14 protein-coding genes are annotated in these 14,044 nt (G+C 36.0%); 8 read left to right on the top strand and 6 right to left on the bottom strand.

The genetic code is table 11. From position 1 onward, the window contains the following. Positions 1–3: 3 nt before the first annotated feature. From tsaB to ACVWNY_RS07965, 7 genes are all read left to right on the top strand, one after another. Positions 4–705: a tRNA (adenosine(37)-N6)-threonylcarbamoyltransferase complex dimerization subunit type 1 TsaB gene (gene tsaB, locus ACVWNY_RS07995; RefSeq protein WP_218325003.1), complete on the top strand. Its 702-nt coding sequence runs from the start codon at positions 4–6 to the stop codon at positions 703–705. Beyond that, positions 689–1,231: a ribosomal protein S18-alanine N-acetyltransferase gene (rimI, locus tag ACVWNY_RS07990; protein ID WP_218325004.1), complete on the top strand. Its 543-nt coding sequence runs from the start codon at positions 689–691 to the stop codon at positions 1,229–1,231. Before tsaB ends, rimI (ACVWNY_RS07990) begins: the two co-directional genes overlap by 17 nt. Next, positions 1,224–1,652: a ribosomal protein S18-alanine N-acetyltransferase gene (rimI, locus tag ACVWNY_RS07985; RefSeq protein ID WP_218325005.1), complete on the top strand. Its 429-nt coding sequence runs from the start codon at positions 1,224–1,226 to the stop codon at positions 1,650–1,652. Before rimI (ACVWNY_RS07990) ends, rimI (ACVWNY_RS07985) begins: the two co-directional genes overlap by 8 nt. Beyond that, the gene (gene tsaD, locus ACVWNY_RS07980; RefSeq protein WP_218325006.1) at positions 1,645–2,664 is read left to right on the top strand and encodes a tRNA (adenosine(37)-N6)-threonylcarbamoyltransferase complex transferase subunit TsaD; all 1,020 of its coding nucleotides are present in this window, start codon (positions 1,645–1,647) and stop codon (positions 2,662–2,664) included. The genes rimI (ACVWNY_RS07985) and tsaD overlap by 8 nt, the downstream gene beginning before the upstream one ends. A gap of 128 nt (positions 2,665–2,792) precedes the next feature. Further along, entirely contained in the window at positions 2,793–3,806 is a 1,014-nt protein-coding gene (gene argF / locus ACVWNY_RS07975) for an ornithine carbamoyltransferase (RefSeq protein WP_218325007.1), read from the top strand. Between the two features lie 271 nt (positions 3,807–4,077). Continuing rightward, complete coding sequence (argS, locus tag ACVWNY_RS07970; RefSeq protein WP_218325008.1) at positions 4,078–5,769, top strand: arginine--tRNA ligase; 1,692 nt, start codon at positions 4,078–4,080, stop codon at positions 5,767–5,769. Between the two features lie 112 nt (positions 5,770–5,881). Further along, positions 5,882–6,955: a BMP family lipoprotein gene (locus ACVWNY_RS07965; protein ID WP_454071213.1), complete on the top strand. Its 1,074-nt coding sequence runs from the start codon at positions 5,882–5,884 to the stop codon at positions 6,953–6,955. An 84-nt stretch (positions 6,956–7,039) separates the two neighbouring features. Here ACVWNY_RS07965 and phnX read toward each other — a convergent pair whose 3' ends face one another. From phnX to ACVWNY_RS07935, 6 genes are all read right to left on the bottom strand, one after another. Then, entirely contained in the window at positions 7,040–7,837 is a 798-nt protein-coding gene (gene phnX, locus ACVWNY_RS07960; protein ID WP_218325010.1) for a phosphonoacetaldehyde hydrolase, read from the bottom strand. Beyond that, the gene (phnW, locus tag ACVWNY_RS07955) at positions 7,827–8,918 is read right to left on the bottom strand and encodes a 2-aminoethylphosphonate--pyruvate transaminase (RefSeq protein WP_218325011.1); all 1,092 of its coding nucleotides are present in this window, start codon (positions 8,916–8,918) and stop codon (positions 7,827–7,829) included. The genes phnX and phnW overlap by 11 nt, the downstream gene beginning before the upstream one ends. An 11-nt stretch (positions 8,919–8,929) precedes the next feature. Beyond that, positions 8,930–9,913, bottom strand: a complete 984-nt coding sequence (locus tag ACVWNY_RS07950) for an extracellular solute-binding protein (RefSeq protein ID WP_218325012.1) — start codon at positions 9,911–9,913, stop codon at positions 8,930–8,932. Beyond that, the gene (locus ACVWNY_RS07945; protein ID WP_218325013.1) at positions 9,795–11,516 is read right to left on the bottom strand and encodes an ABC transporter permease subunit; all 1,722 of its coding nucleotides are present in this window, start codon (positions 11,514–11,516) and stop codon (positions 9,795–9,797) included. Before ACVWNY_RS07945 ends, ACVWNY_RS07950 begins: the two co-directional genes overlap by 119 nt. Continuing rightward, the gene (locus tag ACVWNY_RS07940) at positions 11,509–12,267 is read right to left on the bottom strand and encodes an ABC transporter ATP-binding protein (protein ID WP_454071212.1); all 759 of its coding nucleotides are present in this window, start codon (positions 12,265–12,267) and stop codon (positions 11,509–11,511) included. Before ACVWNY_RS07940 ends, ACVWNY_RS07945 begins: the two co-directional genes overlap by 8 nt. A 162-nt stretch (positions 12,268–12,429) precedes the next feature. Beyond that, positions 12,430–12,903, bottom strand: coding sequence for an arginine repressor (locus ACVWNY_RS07935; RefSeq protein WP_218325015.1), 474 nt, complete (start codon positions 12,901–12,903; stop codon positions 12,430–12,432). A gap of 271 nt (positions 12,904–13,174) precedes the next feature. Between ACVWNY_RS07935 and rpsB the strand changes: the two genes are divergently transcribed. Further along, positions 13,175–13,972, top strand: a complete 798-nt coding sequence (gene rpsB / locus ACVWNY_RS07930) for a 30S ribosomal protein S2 (protein WP_218325016.1) — start codon at positions 13,175–13,177, stop codon at positions 13,970–13,972. The last annotated feature ends 72 nt before the right edge of the window (positions 13,973–14,044 follow it).

Genomic DNA, 14,044 nt, shown 5'->3' with positions numbered 1-14,044 from the left:
AAAATGAAAGTTTTAGCCATGGATACATCTAACCAAGCCTTAACAGTTGCGGTAGTGGTAGATGATCAAGTCATTGCTAATTTCCAATTAAATAAAAAAACCAACCATAGTTTAACTTTGATGCCTGCTATTGAGGCAGTTATGAAAGCCAGTGATTTAGTTCCAGCTGATTTGGATCGAATCGTGGTGGCAAAGGGACCAGGGTCATATACTGGTATTAGGATTGCCGTAACAACTGCAAAAACATTGGCCAAAACGTTAGATATTGAATTGGTAGGGGTATCAAGTTTGGCTGGAATTGCAGCAAATATTCTAACGGATGAATTGATTGTACCGATCTTTGATGCCCGTCGAAATAATGTTTACGCGGGAATTTATCAATGGCAAGACAATAAGCTGACAAATGTATTACCAGACCAACATATTCCTCTGCCTGAGTTATTAAATAAATTACAACAAAAAGCTATTTTTGTGGGGGAAGCTGAAAAGTTCTTGTCAGACATTCAAACGATGATTCCTGACGCAAAAGTTACAATAAGTCAGTTGAATTTACCTAGCGGCGCAGTCTTGGCCAAATTAGCAGAGGACTTTTTGCCGGAAAACAATATTGATGGTTTTGTTCCAGCCTATTTAAAACGTGTAGAAGCAGAAGAAAAATGGTTAGCTACCCATGAAGCAGGCAGTGACTATGTTGAAAAAGTTTAGCGGATTTTTAAGAAGTTTAATTTACGGACAACAGCCAAACTTTACGCCAAAAGAAGTTATCATAAACAATGAAACTTTTTTTGTGAGAACGATGAAAAATAGCGATGTATCAATGGTTATTGAATTGGAAAAAGATGTTTACGCTGGTTTTGCTCCGTGGAGTAAAAGTGCCTTTATTTCTGAAATTTATTCTCCAATGATTCATCTATATTTGTGTGTGTTCAAAGAAAGTGAGCTGGTAGCTTTTATTGGTAGTCGGGTCATGTCTGGAGACAATCATATTACAAATGTTGCAGTTAAACCAAGCTATCAAAATAAAAAGATTGGCGGCTATTTATTGGCAGAAACAGAAAAATTTGCACGATCTTATCACTGCCAAACGATGTCATTAGAAGTGCGGGCATCAAATCATGCGGCCCAAAGACTTTATCGTCGTTTTGGTTTTGATTTGGCTCAGGTTCACGTAAATTATTATACAGAAGACCAAGAAGACGCTTTGGAAATGGTGAAAAAAATAGATGATTAAGGATGAAGTACCACAAATAGTCTGGGATATTTGCCAAACTGCATACGAATACGGTAGTCCATGGCAGATCCGTGATTTCGAAAGTGACTTAGCACTTGACCACAGTCATTATTTTTTTGCCGGCAATGATCTGTCAGAGGCATTTTTAAGTATCCACCATGTTTTAGATGAGATTGAAATTACCAATATTGCCACTAAACAAAAGGGCTTAGGCAGTGAACTATTGAAGAAACTAATTGAGTTTGCAGAGTCGCAACAAGTCAAAACTATTTTTTTAGAAGTAAGAGAGTCAAATCTTCAGGCACAAAACTTTTATTTAAAAAAAGGTTTTGAGAAAATTGGTCAGCGGAAAAATTATTATCATCAACCCACGGAAAATGCGGTATTGATGGCCTTAAAGGTAGGAAAAGAAAATGGATAGAGAATTAATATTAGCAATCGAAAGTAGCTGTGATGAAACCAGTGTCGCAGTAATTGAAAATGGCAATCAAATTTTATCAAATATTGTCGCATCGCAAATTAATAGCCATAAACGTTTTGGCGGAGTCGTACCAGAAGTGGCTAGTCGTCATCATGTGGAACAAATTACTCTTTGCTTAGAAGATGCACTGACTGAAGCAAAGGTAACAGCAAAAGATCTATCAGCAGTTGCGGTAACGTATGGTCCTGGTTTGGTTGGGGCATTATTAATAGGCTTAAGTGCTGCTAAAGCTTTTGCTTGGGCGAACAATTTACCACTGATTCCAGTAAATCATATGGCGGGACATATTTATGCAGCAAAATTAGTTAAACCCTTGAATTTCCCGTTGATGGCTTTATTAGTCAGCGGTGGTCATACTGAATTGGTTTACATGGCAAAAGATGGTTCTTATGAAATTATTGGTGAAACACGAGATGATGCTGCCGGAGAAGCTTATGACAAAGTTGGACGGGTGTTGGGTTTAAGCTATCCTAGCGGTCGTGAAATCGATCAATTGGCGCATCTTGGAAAGGATACTTATCATTTTCCTCGTGCCATGTTAAAAGAAGACAATTATGATTTTAGCTTTAGCGGACTGAAAAGTGCCTTTATAAATTTAGTACATAATGCCGAACAACGAAATGAAATATTAATTAAAGAAGACTTGGCCGCTAGTTTTCAAGCTAGTGTAATCGAAACGTTGGTGACTAAAACTTTACGGGCTTGTACCGAATATGATGTAAATCAATTGGTTCTAGCCGGTGGCGTTGCAGCTAATCAAGGCTTAAGAGAGAAATTTAGTCAAGAAATTGCTGAATATTTTCCTGAATTAGACTTTGTTGTACCACCTCTACGTTTGTGTGGCGATAATGCAGCCATGATTGGTGCTGCTGCTGAAATCGAAATGCAACAACAACAGTTTGCAGCTATGGACTTAAATGCTGACCCAAGTTTGGCTTTTGAACACATCTAATTTAAGAATCGTCGAAAAATATTCGACGATTCTTTATTTTGCTTGAAATTTGCAAAAACATCAGGTAAAATGAATAAAAATAAATTTTAAATGAATATTTTGATTAAATATTCACGCGGAGGTAGTTTATGTATTCAATATTTCAAGGGAAAAGTTTCTTAAAAGAATTGGATTTTAACCAGGCAGAGCTGAATAATTTGATAGATTTCGCAGCTCATTTAAAGCACTTGAAACAACAAAATATCCAACACCATTATTTAGCAGGAAAAAATATTGCTTTACTATTTGAAAAAACGTCCACTAGAACCCGCGCGGCTTTCACTACAGCAGCGATTGATTTAGGTGCGCATCCAGAGTTTTTAGGAAAAAATGATATTCAATTAGGAAAAAAAGAATCGGTTGCCGATACAGCAAAGGTTTTAGGCAGTATGTTTGATGGGATTGAATTCCGAGGCTTTTCACAAGCAGTTGTGGAAGATTTAGCTAAGTATTCAGGGGTACCGGTATGGAATGGTTTAACAGATGATTGGCATCCTACTCAAATGTTAGCCGATTTTTTAACCATTAAAGAACAATTTGGAACTTTAGAGAATCTTACTTTGGCTTATGTTGGAGATGGTAGAAATAATGTTGCTAATTCTTTATTAATTACCGGAGCAATTTTAGGTGTAAATATTCATATCGTCACACCTGAAAGTTTATATCCGAAAGAGGAATTAATTGCTTTAGCAGAAAAAACGGCAGCTCAATCCGGTGCAAAAATTCTGATTACAGCAGATATTGATGAAGGTGTTTCAGGAGCAGATGTGATTTATACTGATGTGTGGGTATCTATGGGTGAAGAAGACAATTATCAAGAACGGATTGATTTGTTATTGCCTTATCAGGTGAACCAAACATTGATGAATAAAACGAAAAATAATAAAACTATCTTCTTACATTGCTTACCAGCTTTTCATGATTTAAATACGGAAGTAGCTTTAGAAATCAAAGAAAAATATGGCTTGAGCGAAATGGAAGTCACTGATGAAGTCTTTAATGCGCCATATGCTCATCAATTTGAACAAGCAGAGAATCGAATGCATACGATTAAAGCGGTGATGGCTGCAACTTTAGGAAATTTATTTATTCCGAAAGCATAATTGACTAGCCAGATGGAAAAATATTTGATAAGATGAGTTCAAATATTTATTTCATCGTAGAAAAAGAATTGTTTATCGGAAATTTTTAGCGAGTCTGGGTTAGTGAAAGCCAGATAAATGGAAGGTAAAGATCGCACTTTTGAGATGAAACGGCAGCTACCGTTATAGAAAAGTAGGTCGTTTTACGACAATAAGAGTGGTACCGCGGGAATTCTCGTCTCTGATGTTTTTACATCAGGGACTTTTTTTGCGTTTAAGGGAGGAAACAGGAATGAATAATAAAGAAATCGTAGCAAAAGCATTACAAGCAGCAATTGGTGATGAATTATCTTATGATCAAATCGTTAATTTTTTAGAAAAACCGAAATCAGCCGACCATGGAGATGTAGCATTTCCAACTTTTGCCTTAGCTAAAATTTTTAGAAAAGCGCCACAACAAATTGCAGCAGACATCGCTGAGAAAATTGATTCAACTGATTTTGAAAAAATTGAAGTTGTCGGACCTTATTTAAACTTCTTTATGAACAAAACAGTTATTAGTCAAGCCGTTTTAAAAGAAGTAGTTGCTAACGGGAATCATTTTGGTGACAGCAATATTGGTAATGAAAACAATGTCACGATTGATATGTCTTCGCCAAATATTGCCAAACCAATTTCGATGGGCCATCTACGTTCAACAGTTATCGGGAATTCAATTAGTTTGATTTTAGCAAAAATTGGTTATCAACCAGTAAAAATCAATCATTTAGGAGATTGGGGAACTCAATTCGGTAAATTAATTGTTGCCTATAAAAAATGGGGATCTGCTGAAGCCGTTAAGGCTGCGCCAATTACCGAGTTATTGCGTTTGTATGTTGAGTTTCATGAAAGAGCTGAGACAGAACCGGTATTAAATGACGAAGCACGAGCTTGGTTTAAAAAACTAGAAGAAGATGATGCAGAAGCCTTAGAGTTATGGCAATGGTTTAGAGATGAATCATTAAAAGAGTTTAATAATATTTATGATATGTTAGGTATTACCTTTGATTCTTTCAACGGTGAAGCTTTTTATAATGACAAAATGGCTGAAGTAGTAACTATGTTGGAAGAAAAACATTTATTGAAAGAAGATCAAGGGGCAGAAATTGTTGATCTTGAAGCGTATAATTTAAATCCAGCTTTGATTAAAAAATCTGATGGTGCAACTTTGTATATCACTCGCGACTTAGCAGCAGCGATTTATCGCAAACGGACTTACAACTTTGAAAAATCTTTATACGTCGTTGGAAACGAACAAACCGTTCACTTTAAGCAATTAAAAGCAGTTTTAAAAGAAATGGGCTTTGATTGGTCTGATAATATGGAACATATAAAATTTGGTCTAATTACTAAGGATGGTAAAAAATTATCTACTCGTAAAGGGAAGATTGTTTTACTGGAAGAAGTTTTGAATGAAGCAAAAGACTCGGCGTTACAACAAATTGTTGAAAAAAATCCTGATCTGCCAAATAAAGAAGAAGTAGCTCATCAAGTCGGTGTTGGAGCTGTAATTTTCCATGATTTGAAAAATGATCGCTTAAATAATTTTGATTTTGACTTAAAAGAGGTCGTTCGTTTTGAAGGGGAAACAGGGCCATATGTACAATATACACACGCGCGGGCAATGACAATTTTAGAAAAAGCCAACTTTAAGCCAGATGCGAAAGTGAGTTATCAATTAAATGACGCTGATAGCTGGGAAATCATCAAACTATTACAAACTTACCCAGAAACAGTCACTCAAGCTGCGGATCAGTATGAGCCATCAGTTATTGCAAAACATGCGATTAAATTGGCGCAAGCCTTTAATAAATATTATGCCCATACAAAAGTATTGGTAGAAGATCAAGGAAAAGAAGCACGTCTTGCTTTAGTTTATGCGGTAACAGTAATCTTGAAAGAAGATTTAAGATTGCTAGGCGTAGAAGCGCCTAACAAAATGTAACTTTTTAACGGAGATTAGTGTCTCCGTTTTTTTTTCCCGCAAATTTTCATATAACTGTCAAGACACCTAATGGTTGTGTTATAATTAACAGGCAATTATCAAAATATTTTGAATGAAAAGAGGGAAAAGAGTGAAATTTTTACGGGGATTATTTGTATTAGCTTTTTTGGGCGTTTTAGCAGGTTGTGGCAATGGTAGTGAAACGTCGAAATCTGATAATCAAGGAGATAGTGGGAAAATTGCTTTGGTTCTCGGCTTTGGCGGTGTGGATGATCGTTCTTTCAATCAAGCTGGCTGGGAAGGTTTAGAAGCTTGGGGCAAAGAAAAAGGATTGACTGAGAAAAAAGATTTTACTTATATTGAAACCAATGAACCAGCAGACAATAGTACAAATATTGCCAATGCAGTCGAAAATAGATTTCAAACCATTATTAGTTTGAGCTATTTACAAGCCGATGCTATTAAAGAAGCGGCTGAACAAAATCCGAGTTTAAATTTTGCTTTAGTAGATGGTGAAGTGGAAGATGTTGATAATGTAGTGTCAGCTACCTTTAATGATCAAGAAAGTGCGTATCTAGCCGGATTAGCGGCAGCTTATTCAACTACAACAGGTCAAGTCGGGTTTATCGGCGGTATGGAAGGGCCAGTCATTGCACGTTTTGAAAAAGGTTTTGAAGCCGGTGTTGCTGCTGGCGCAGAAGCGTTAGAAAAAGAAATTACTGTTAATAGTCAATATGCTGCTTCGTATGATGCGCCTGATCGGGGGAAAGCAATTGCTGCTTCAATGTATGAAGCTGGAGCCGATATCATTTATCAAGCAGCTGGTAGCACTGGTGCTGGTGTTTTCCAAGAAGCAAAGGCCCGCAACGAAAATAATCAAGATCAAAAAGTTTGGGTAATTGGTGTTGATCGTGATCAATCTGATGAAGGAGATTACGAGATGGCTGATGGTAGTACAGGAAATTTCTGCCTGACTTCAACTAAAAAGAATGTTGGCTCAGCGGTTGAAGAAATTGCTAATTATTCCTATACCGACAAATTTCCTGGTGGAAAACTTTTGACTTTTGGTCTTAAAGAAGACGGTGTTGATTTAACTGATGGGCAATTAGATGAAGAAACGTTAACTGCCGTAAATGCTGCCAGAGAAAAAATAATTAGTGGTGAACTAATTGTTCCAGAAAAATAAATCAAAGGGCTGTGACGAATTTCGTCATAGCCCTTTGATTATGGGGAATTATATTGCTAATTATTTACGTTGCAACTGAAATGTTTAACCAAACAATTTTATTTTTTGATTCTCTTTTGCCAAATACTCAACTAGTTCATCAAGATTTTTTACGCATAAATCCGCTCCCCAATGGTGAAATTGGTCCTCTAAATTCACGATCAAGCGCTGTTTTTGTCGTACATCCAAAGCTTCATATTCTGCTTGCGACAAGCCCATTTCCGAACTGCCCTCAATCACTGCTACAGTAAATACGCCGGCATTTTTTCCTTCTTCAATATCTGAGCGAGTATCGCCGACCTTTACTACTTCTTTTAAGGAAAGATTTTTAAAGTGTTGCATATTCTGATAAATCATATAAGGATAAGGTCGACCTAAATTTTCTACCTCATCGGGTGTAACAATAAAATCTGGCGAATAACCTTGTTTTTGCGCTTCTGCGGCTACGATTTCCATCATTTGACGGGTGTAGCCAGTGGTAGAGCCGATGTTAAAACCTTCTTGCTTTAAAGCCTCCATGACTTGCAATGTTTCTGGTTTTAATTGGGAATTTGCTGCTAGATCGCTAAATAAATATTTTTCAAAAGCTGCATAAATAATTGCCACATCTTTTTCAGTAGGCAGTTTTTGATAATGGGCTAGCCATTGCTCTTGTACTTTTTGACTATTGATAAGTGTCCGAGTGTGGTCTATTTTTAATTGCCCCATTGGTTCACGAATTTCTGGGTTGGTTAATTCTATCTTGTGTTCGATAAATGCTTTTTTAAAGGCATTGACTGGAGCCATACAACCGTAGTCAACTGTGGTTCCAGCCCAATCAAAAATAACTGTATTAAATGACATTTGCAACCTCCTGATAAGTAGCGATAACTTCAGTTAATTTTTGGATATCTGTGGGATAAATTTCACCAATATTGCCGATTCTAAAACAATCTATTTGGCTGATTTTCCCAGGATAAATCACAAAACCATGATCTTTTAAATGCTGATAAAAATTGGTGAACGAGAAATTTTTTGTTGGAAACATGAAGGAGGTAATAAACGGTCCTTGATGCTCCGATAAGTAGCTCTCATACCCAAGATCAGCCATATTTTCTCTTAATAACTGATTGTTGGCCAAATAACGTAAATGTCTTTGGTTGATGCCGCCTTCCTTTCTTAGTTCTTTTAAAGCTTCCAAAAAGGCTAACACTGTATGGGTGGGAGAAGTGAATCGCCATTTACCATCTTTTTCCATCACTTGGTATTGATCATACAAATCTAGTGAAAGTGTCCGAGCATGTTTTTTTCGTTTCTCCAAAGCTATTTTTTTAGCAATTACAAAAGAAAATCCTGGCACCCCTTGAATACATTTATTGCTACTGGAAACCAAGAAATCAATCTTTAAAGCAGCTACGTCTAATTCAATTCCTCCAAAACTAGACATGGCATCAACAATGAAGAGTAAATTGTTTTCTTTTGCCACTTTTGAAATTTCTGTTAAAGGATTCAATATTCCAGAAGTTGTTTCACTATGGACGATGGCTAAAGCTGAAATTTCTGGATAGCTGATTAAAATGTTTTCAATATCCTTTGCTCTTGGCACTTCATTTTCATTGACTTCGTAGACATAATAACTTAATCTGTGACGCTCTGCCATTTGAACCATGCGGTGACCATAGGCACCATTTACACAAATTAATACCGTATCTGTGGGTGCAATGACTGAACTTAATACAGATTCAACACCAAAACTGCCACTTCCCTGCATCAAAACCGTTGTGTATTCAGCTGATGTGACATGGGCCAGTTGCAATAATTCTTGGCGAATCGTTTGTGTGATTTCTTTATATTCTTGATCCCAAGTACAATGATCAACTAACATGGCTTGCTTAACACTGTCAGAAGTGGTTAAAGGACCCGGGGTTAATAATTTATAATTCATAAATGAAACTCCTAATCAATTAATTTTTGATGTTCTGCTAAAAGCTCTGCAGTTAATGTTTGTGGAAAAATTTTATTTTTTGCTGCGGTATCTAAGTCTTGGTTTTCTTCACCTTGATAAAGGGGACTTGGATAAATTTCCAACAGATTATTACGACCTTTAGTTAAAATTGTATTTAGCATTTTTTGTGCTTTTGGATTGGTAGCTTCACCTTTGTCAACTAAAGCCAGTGATTCTGTTAAGCTATAAGTTCCTTCGGTTGGTTCAACGTAATCAATCGGCAAACCTTCGTTTTTATCTTTAACTGCTTGATGTCTTAAGCCAAAACCAATAGCTACTTCGCCTAAACGAACTTTTTTAATTGGTCCCGAACCGGAAGCTTCTAGATGATCGCCGGTATTTTTATAAATGTCTGCTAGAATTTCTTTGGCTTCTTTTTCACCATAGTTATCGATTAGCGCTTGGAATAATAACCATGCAGTTGAAGATTGTTTAATATCAGAAATTGACAAAGCACCTTTATAAACAGGTTTTGCTAAATCTTTTAAACTAGCAGGAATAGGTAATCCTTTTTCTTTTAACGCTTCCGTATTATAAAAAATTGTTCCTTCTTGAACCGTAAATGGCGCTGTATAATTTGGAATTGTGTCTAAAGGCTCTAAGGTTGTATTGACTGGTTTGAACATTTTTTTACTATCTTGTGCACTCGTTAAATAAAAAGTACTCATAGTCACTAAATCAGCTTCAATATTTGTCCCTTCAGATAGCATTTTGCTACCTAATTCTGAAGTACCAAAAGACTGTAAAACATACTGATCTTGATAACCATTTTGATCCAAGACATTTTTAATTACTTCGACCGGTTCTTCATCGGCATTAGTGTAAATCACTACTTTGTCGTCTTGTGGATCTTTTTCTGCTTGCGAGCTGCTGCAAGCGCCGAATAATAATGCTGAAATAGTGAGTCCAATTGCTACGAGTGTTTTCTTTTTCATTTGTTAAGCTCCTTTTTATTAATTGAATCGTTCCCTGTACTAAAATATTAATTATTAATATAGAAAGTGAAAGGAAGAATATATCGTTAAAGCGACCGAAATGTTGAAGTTCTTTCAACTTAGCCGTCATAACCATTGTATTGGCACTAGTTAAGAAAATTAGCGCTGAAATTGTTACCATACCGTTAACAAAGTAATAACTAAACATATCTAATAAAGTGATTTTTGAATTGGGAATCAACACGCGCCGGATGGTGGTTAACCAAGAATCGCCCATTAATCGTCCGGTATTCTCCCAATTCTGATTCATTTTTTGCAAGCCATCTTTAGCCATCTGATAAGGAGTAGCAAAATAGTGAACCATTGTGACAAAAATTAAAATTGGTAAACCATTGTGTAAAGCTGTTCCACTAAATAGTAGTAAATAAGCAATCCCTAAAACCATTCCAGGAATTGAGTTAGTTACTGTTGCGAAACTATCAATTAATTGATTCAACTTATTAGGCTTTTCCCGTGCAGTAAATAAGGCTGCCGTATAAGCTAAAATAGTTCCAAAAATCGCAGTTAACCCTGCAACCAATAAAGAGTTTTTTAAAGTCAGCAATAACGTTTGGTCTTGCCTGAATACTGTAAAGTGCGCCATGGTCGGTACTAAATCGTATGGCCACATTTTTACGAAAGGAATAATCAGTAAAACGGCGAAAATTCCTAGTATGAATACATTCGTAAGTAAAAACATGCTTGCAAAAAAGCAATCCCGAATTTTATTTTCACGGATATTCTTTTGGGCAGTCTGGTCAAAAGCGACCACTTTCTTTTGCAGTCGATTTAAAATATAAATGCTAATAATAGAAGGTAATAGCATTGTTAAAGCAATCATGGCACCATATTGAAAATTCGGAATCGTCCCCATAAAACCCTCATACAATAAGGTAGTAATAAAAGGTGTCTGACCTGCCAAAGCTGTTGGGATACCAAAATCAGTAAAACTCATAAAAAACCCTTGCAAGAAAGCCACCACAATCACTGGTAGCATGGGTTGTAGAATCGTATTTTTAAGAGATTGCCAAATATTATCTTGCATTAATCTAGAAATAATAAATAAACGGGTATCCAAATAACGCATCGAATTATTCATTAGTAAAAATAAAGGTGGCAAGATATAGATAATAAATCCAAGAACTACACCTGAAGGACCATAAATTGAAAAATAGTGATGCAGATATTTCCCCCAAAGTCCTTGTGTGCCAAAAGCATAGATCAGGACAAAGCCATAGGTGATTGTTGGCATCAGCATTGGTAGCTGCAATACGTGACTTTGACTCTTTAAAAAGCGTTGATTGATACCGGTAAAATTATTTCCATAAGCTAATAAAAAGGCCAATAATGTCGCAATAGTGGCTGCTAAAATTGAAAAGAATAAACTATTTGCAAAAGCAACTTGCCAATCTTGGTTAAAGACTGCCAGAAACACTGTCCAATTATCTTTTCCTTCAAAAGGGAAAGCAGTAAAGAAAATGGATCCCACGGGTAAAAACAAAAATAGAAGAAAGAATCCAGTTAAGAGTATTTTTAAGCTTGTTTGTAAATTCAATTTATTCATAAGACATTCCCTGCGCCTGTCGGAATAGTTGCTGAATATTCTGCTGTTTTAAAGTTAATTGTTGAATGATGAACTCTTCAACAAATCGATTACTTTTTTGCGTAATAATTTCTGCTGGTGTACTACATTGAGCAATGGTGCCTTCGTCTAGGACAACAATTTTGTCGGACATAGTCATGGCTTCTTCTGGATCATGGGTGACGATGATGACCGTTAAATTTAGTTTTTTGGCGATTTCTTGGATTTTTTGCTTGATTGATTCCTTTATCACGCCATCTAAAGCAGAGAGAGGTTCATCTAACAGTAGGATTTCTGGTTTGGTCATTAAAGTACGGCCTAAAGCAACCCGTTGTTTTTGTCCGCCAGATAATTGTTGGATGGGTTTGTTTAAATGAGGCGATAAATTCAATAAATCAACCAATTCATTTATCTCGTTTTGGGGAACTTGTTTTTTCTTACAACCATAAGTTAGATTTTGATAAGCCGTTAAATTTGGAAATAAAGCATAGTCCTGAAACACGATATTAAAAGGACGCTTTTCCATCGGGACAGTGGTTATATCTTGGTTGTTAAAAAACAATTGTCCTTCTGTTGCTTGATCTAAACCTAAAATAATATTTAGTAAGGTTGTTTTGCCAGAACCAGATTGTCCTAGAATTGAAACAATTTCACCAGTTTCTATAGTTAAATTGATGTTTTTTAATACGGCTTGTTGATGAAAAGCTTTTGATAGATTCTTAATAACTAACACATGACTCACTCCTTTGATTTGAGTCTAGCGAAACAGTATTAAGTTCTGATCAACTTCATGAAAAATATAAATAAAGATTGTGATTAACTGATTGAGATTGTAAATTTTAAGTAAATAAAAAACTGGAAGTAAACAAAAATTTGTTTACTCCCAGTATTTTTTTTAAAGTTTATGGTTGGTTGGATCGGTTAAAAATTGTTGGACATGTTCGGCATCTTTTTCTGTCCGTGAAATAATAAAAATGGTATCATAACTCGCCATTGTGGACACAACCAATGGATTATTTAGTTCATCTAAAACCGCAGCAACTAAATTGGCATTATCAGGCAAGGTAGTTACAATGGTCATGAATTGTACACGATCTACGTTAACGATGATTTCTTGTGACATCTTAATCAGTCGTTTCATCTCATCGTCTTCAGAAGGTTCAGGATTTTCTTGGAACAACTTAAACTGTGGCTGTCCAGTGTCATCAATAGTTTTGACAATTTTTAAATCACGAATGTCACGAGAAATGGTCGCTTGTGTCGCATGAATCCCTTCTTGATTTAATAAAGCCATTAATTCATTTTGGTTCCGAATGGGATTTTCTACAATGATTTTTTTAATTAAATTATGTCGATCAATTTTACGCATAAAAATTCTCCTAATTAAATTTTATGCACTAATTATAGCAGAACATTGTAAAAATATTTATAAATATTAGTTTCATCTGGGAAAATTATAAGAAAGAGAAAAAGTTGCTTTTCCCATTAGCCTACTGTATAATATTAAATTGTGTGTAGGAGACTACAGGCAAAAATCCACATCGTGATTAGATTATTTTTAAGGTGCTTTCTAATTAGAGAGTTTGAAAATGAGCTTTAAAAATCACGAGAGGAAAAAAACCAAAAACGGAGGAACACAAATGTCAGTATTATCTATGAAACAATTGTTAGAAGCCGGCGTACACTTTGGTCACCAAACACGTCGCTGGAACCCAAAAATGAAGAAATATATCTTCACAGAAAGAAATGGTATCTACATCATTGACTTACAAAAAACAGTCAAATTAGTAGATGCAGCTTACGATTACATGAAAAATGTTGCTGAAGATGGCGGCGTTGCATTATTCGTAGGAACTAAAAAACAAGCCCAAGAAGCAATTAAAGAAGAAGCTATCCGCTCTGGTCAGTACTTTGTAAACCACAGATGGTTAGGTGGAACTTTAACTAACTGGGATACTATCCAAAAACGTATCGCTCGTTTGAAACAAATCAATGCAATGGAAGCTGAAGGAACTTTTGAAGTCTTACCTAAAAAAGAAGTTGCTGGTTTGAACAAACAACGTGAACGTTTAGAAAAATTCTTAGGCGGTATCGCTGATATGCCTAGAATTCCTGATGTAATGTACATCGTGGACCCTCGTAAAGAACGTATTGCTGTGCAAGAAGCACACAAATTAAATATCCCAATCGTTGCAATGGTGGATACAAACTGTGATCCAGATGAAATCGATGTAGTTATCCCTTCAAATGATGATGCAATTCGCGCCGTGAAATTAATCACTGCAAAAATGGCTGACGCATTTATCGAAGGTAACCAAGGCGAAGATCAAATTGGTGCTGAAGATTTCGCAACAGAAGCTGGCGAACAAGCAACTTCAATCGAAGAAATCGTTGAAGCAGTAGAAGGCGACAACGCTACTACTGAATCAGCAGAATAATTTTGTAGCTTTAGCTGCTTCAAAGGTAAGGCTTTGAAGCAGCTTTTTTAGAAAAATTAGAGGAGGACCATT

Source organism: Enterococcus sp. JNUCC 77 (assembly GCF_054819945.1).
This window is presented reverse-complemented; position numbering and strand designations above follow the sequence as displayed.

Excerpts from the sequence above, each read along its gene's own strand:
- tsaB (WP_218325003.1), top strand. The coding sequence starts at position 4 with ATGAAAGTTTTAGCCATGGATACATCTAACCAAGCCTTAACAGTTGCG.
- rimI (WP_218325004.1), top strand. The coding sequence starts at position 689 with ATGTTGAAAAAGTTTAGCGGATTTTTAAGAAGTTTAATTTACGGACAA.
- rimI (WP_218325005.1), top strand. The coding sequence starts at position 1,224 with ATGATTAAGGATGAAGTACCACAAATAGTCTGGGATATTTGCCAAACT.
- tsaD (WP_218325006.1), top strand. The coding sequence starts at position 1,645 with ATGGATAGAGAATTAATATTAGCAATCGAAAGTAGCTGTGATGAAACC.
- argF (WP_218325007.1), top strand. The coding sequence starts at position 2,793 with ATGTATTCAATATTTCAAGGGAAAAGTTTCTTAAAAGAATTGGATTTT.
- argS (WP_218325008.1), top strand. The coding sequence starts at position 4,078 with ATGAATAATAAAGAAATCGTAGCAAAAGCATTACAAGCAGCAATTGGT.
- ACVWNY_RS07965 (WP_454071213.1), top strand. The coding sequence starts at position 5,882 with ATGAAAAGAGGGAAAAGAGTGAAATTTTTACGGGGATTATTTGTATTA.
- phnX (WP_218325010.1), bottom strand. The coding sequence starts at position 7,837 with ATGTCATTTAATACAGTTATTTTTGATTGGGCTGGAACCACAGTTGAC.
- phnW (WP_218325011.1), bottom strand. The coding sequence starts at position 8,918 with ATGAATTATAAATTATTAACCCCGGGTCCTTTAACCACTTCTGACAGT.
- ACVWNY_RS07950 (WP_218325012.1), bottom strand. The coding sequence starts at position 9,913 with ATGAAAAAGAAAACACTCGTAGCAATTGGACTCACTATTTCAGCATTA.
- ACVWNY_RS07945 (WP_218325013.1), bottom strand. The coding sequence starts at position 11,516 with ATGAATAAATTGAATTTACAAACAAGCTTAAAAATACTCTTAACTGGA.
- ACVWNY_RS07935 (WP_218325015.1), bottom strand. The coding sequence starts at position 12,903 with ATGCGTAAAATTGATCGACATAATTTAATTAAAAAAATCATTGTAGAA.
- rpsB (WP_218325016.1), top strand. The coding sequence starts at position 13,175 with ATGTCAGTATTATCTATGAAACAATTGTTAGAAGCCGGCGTACACTTT.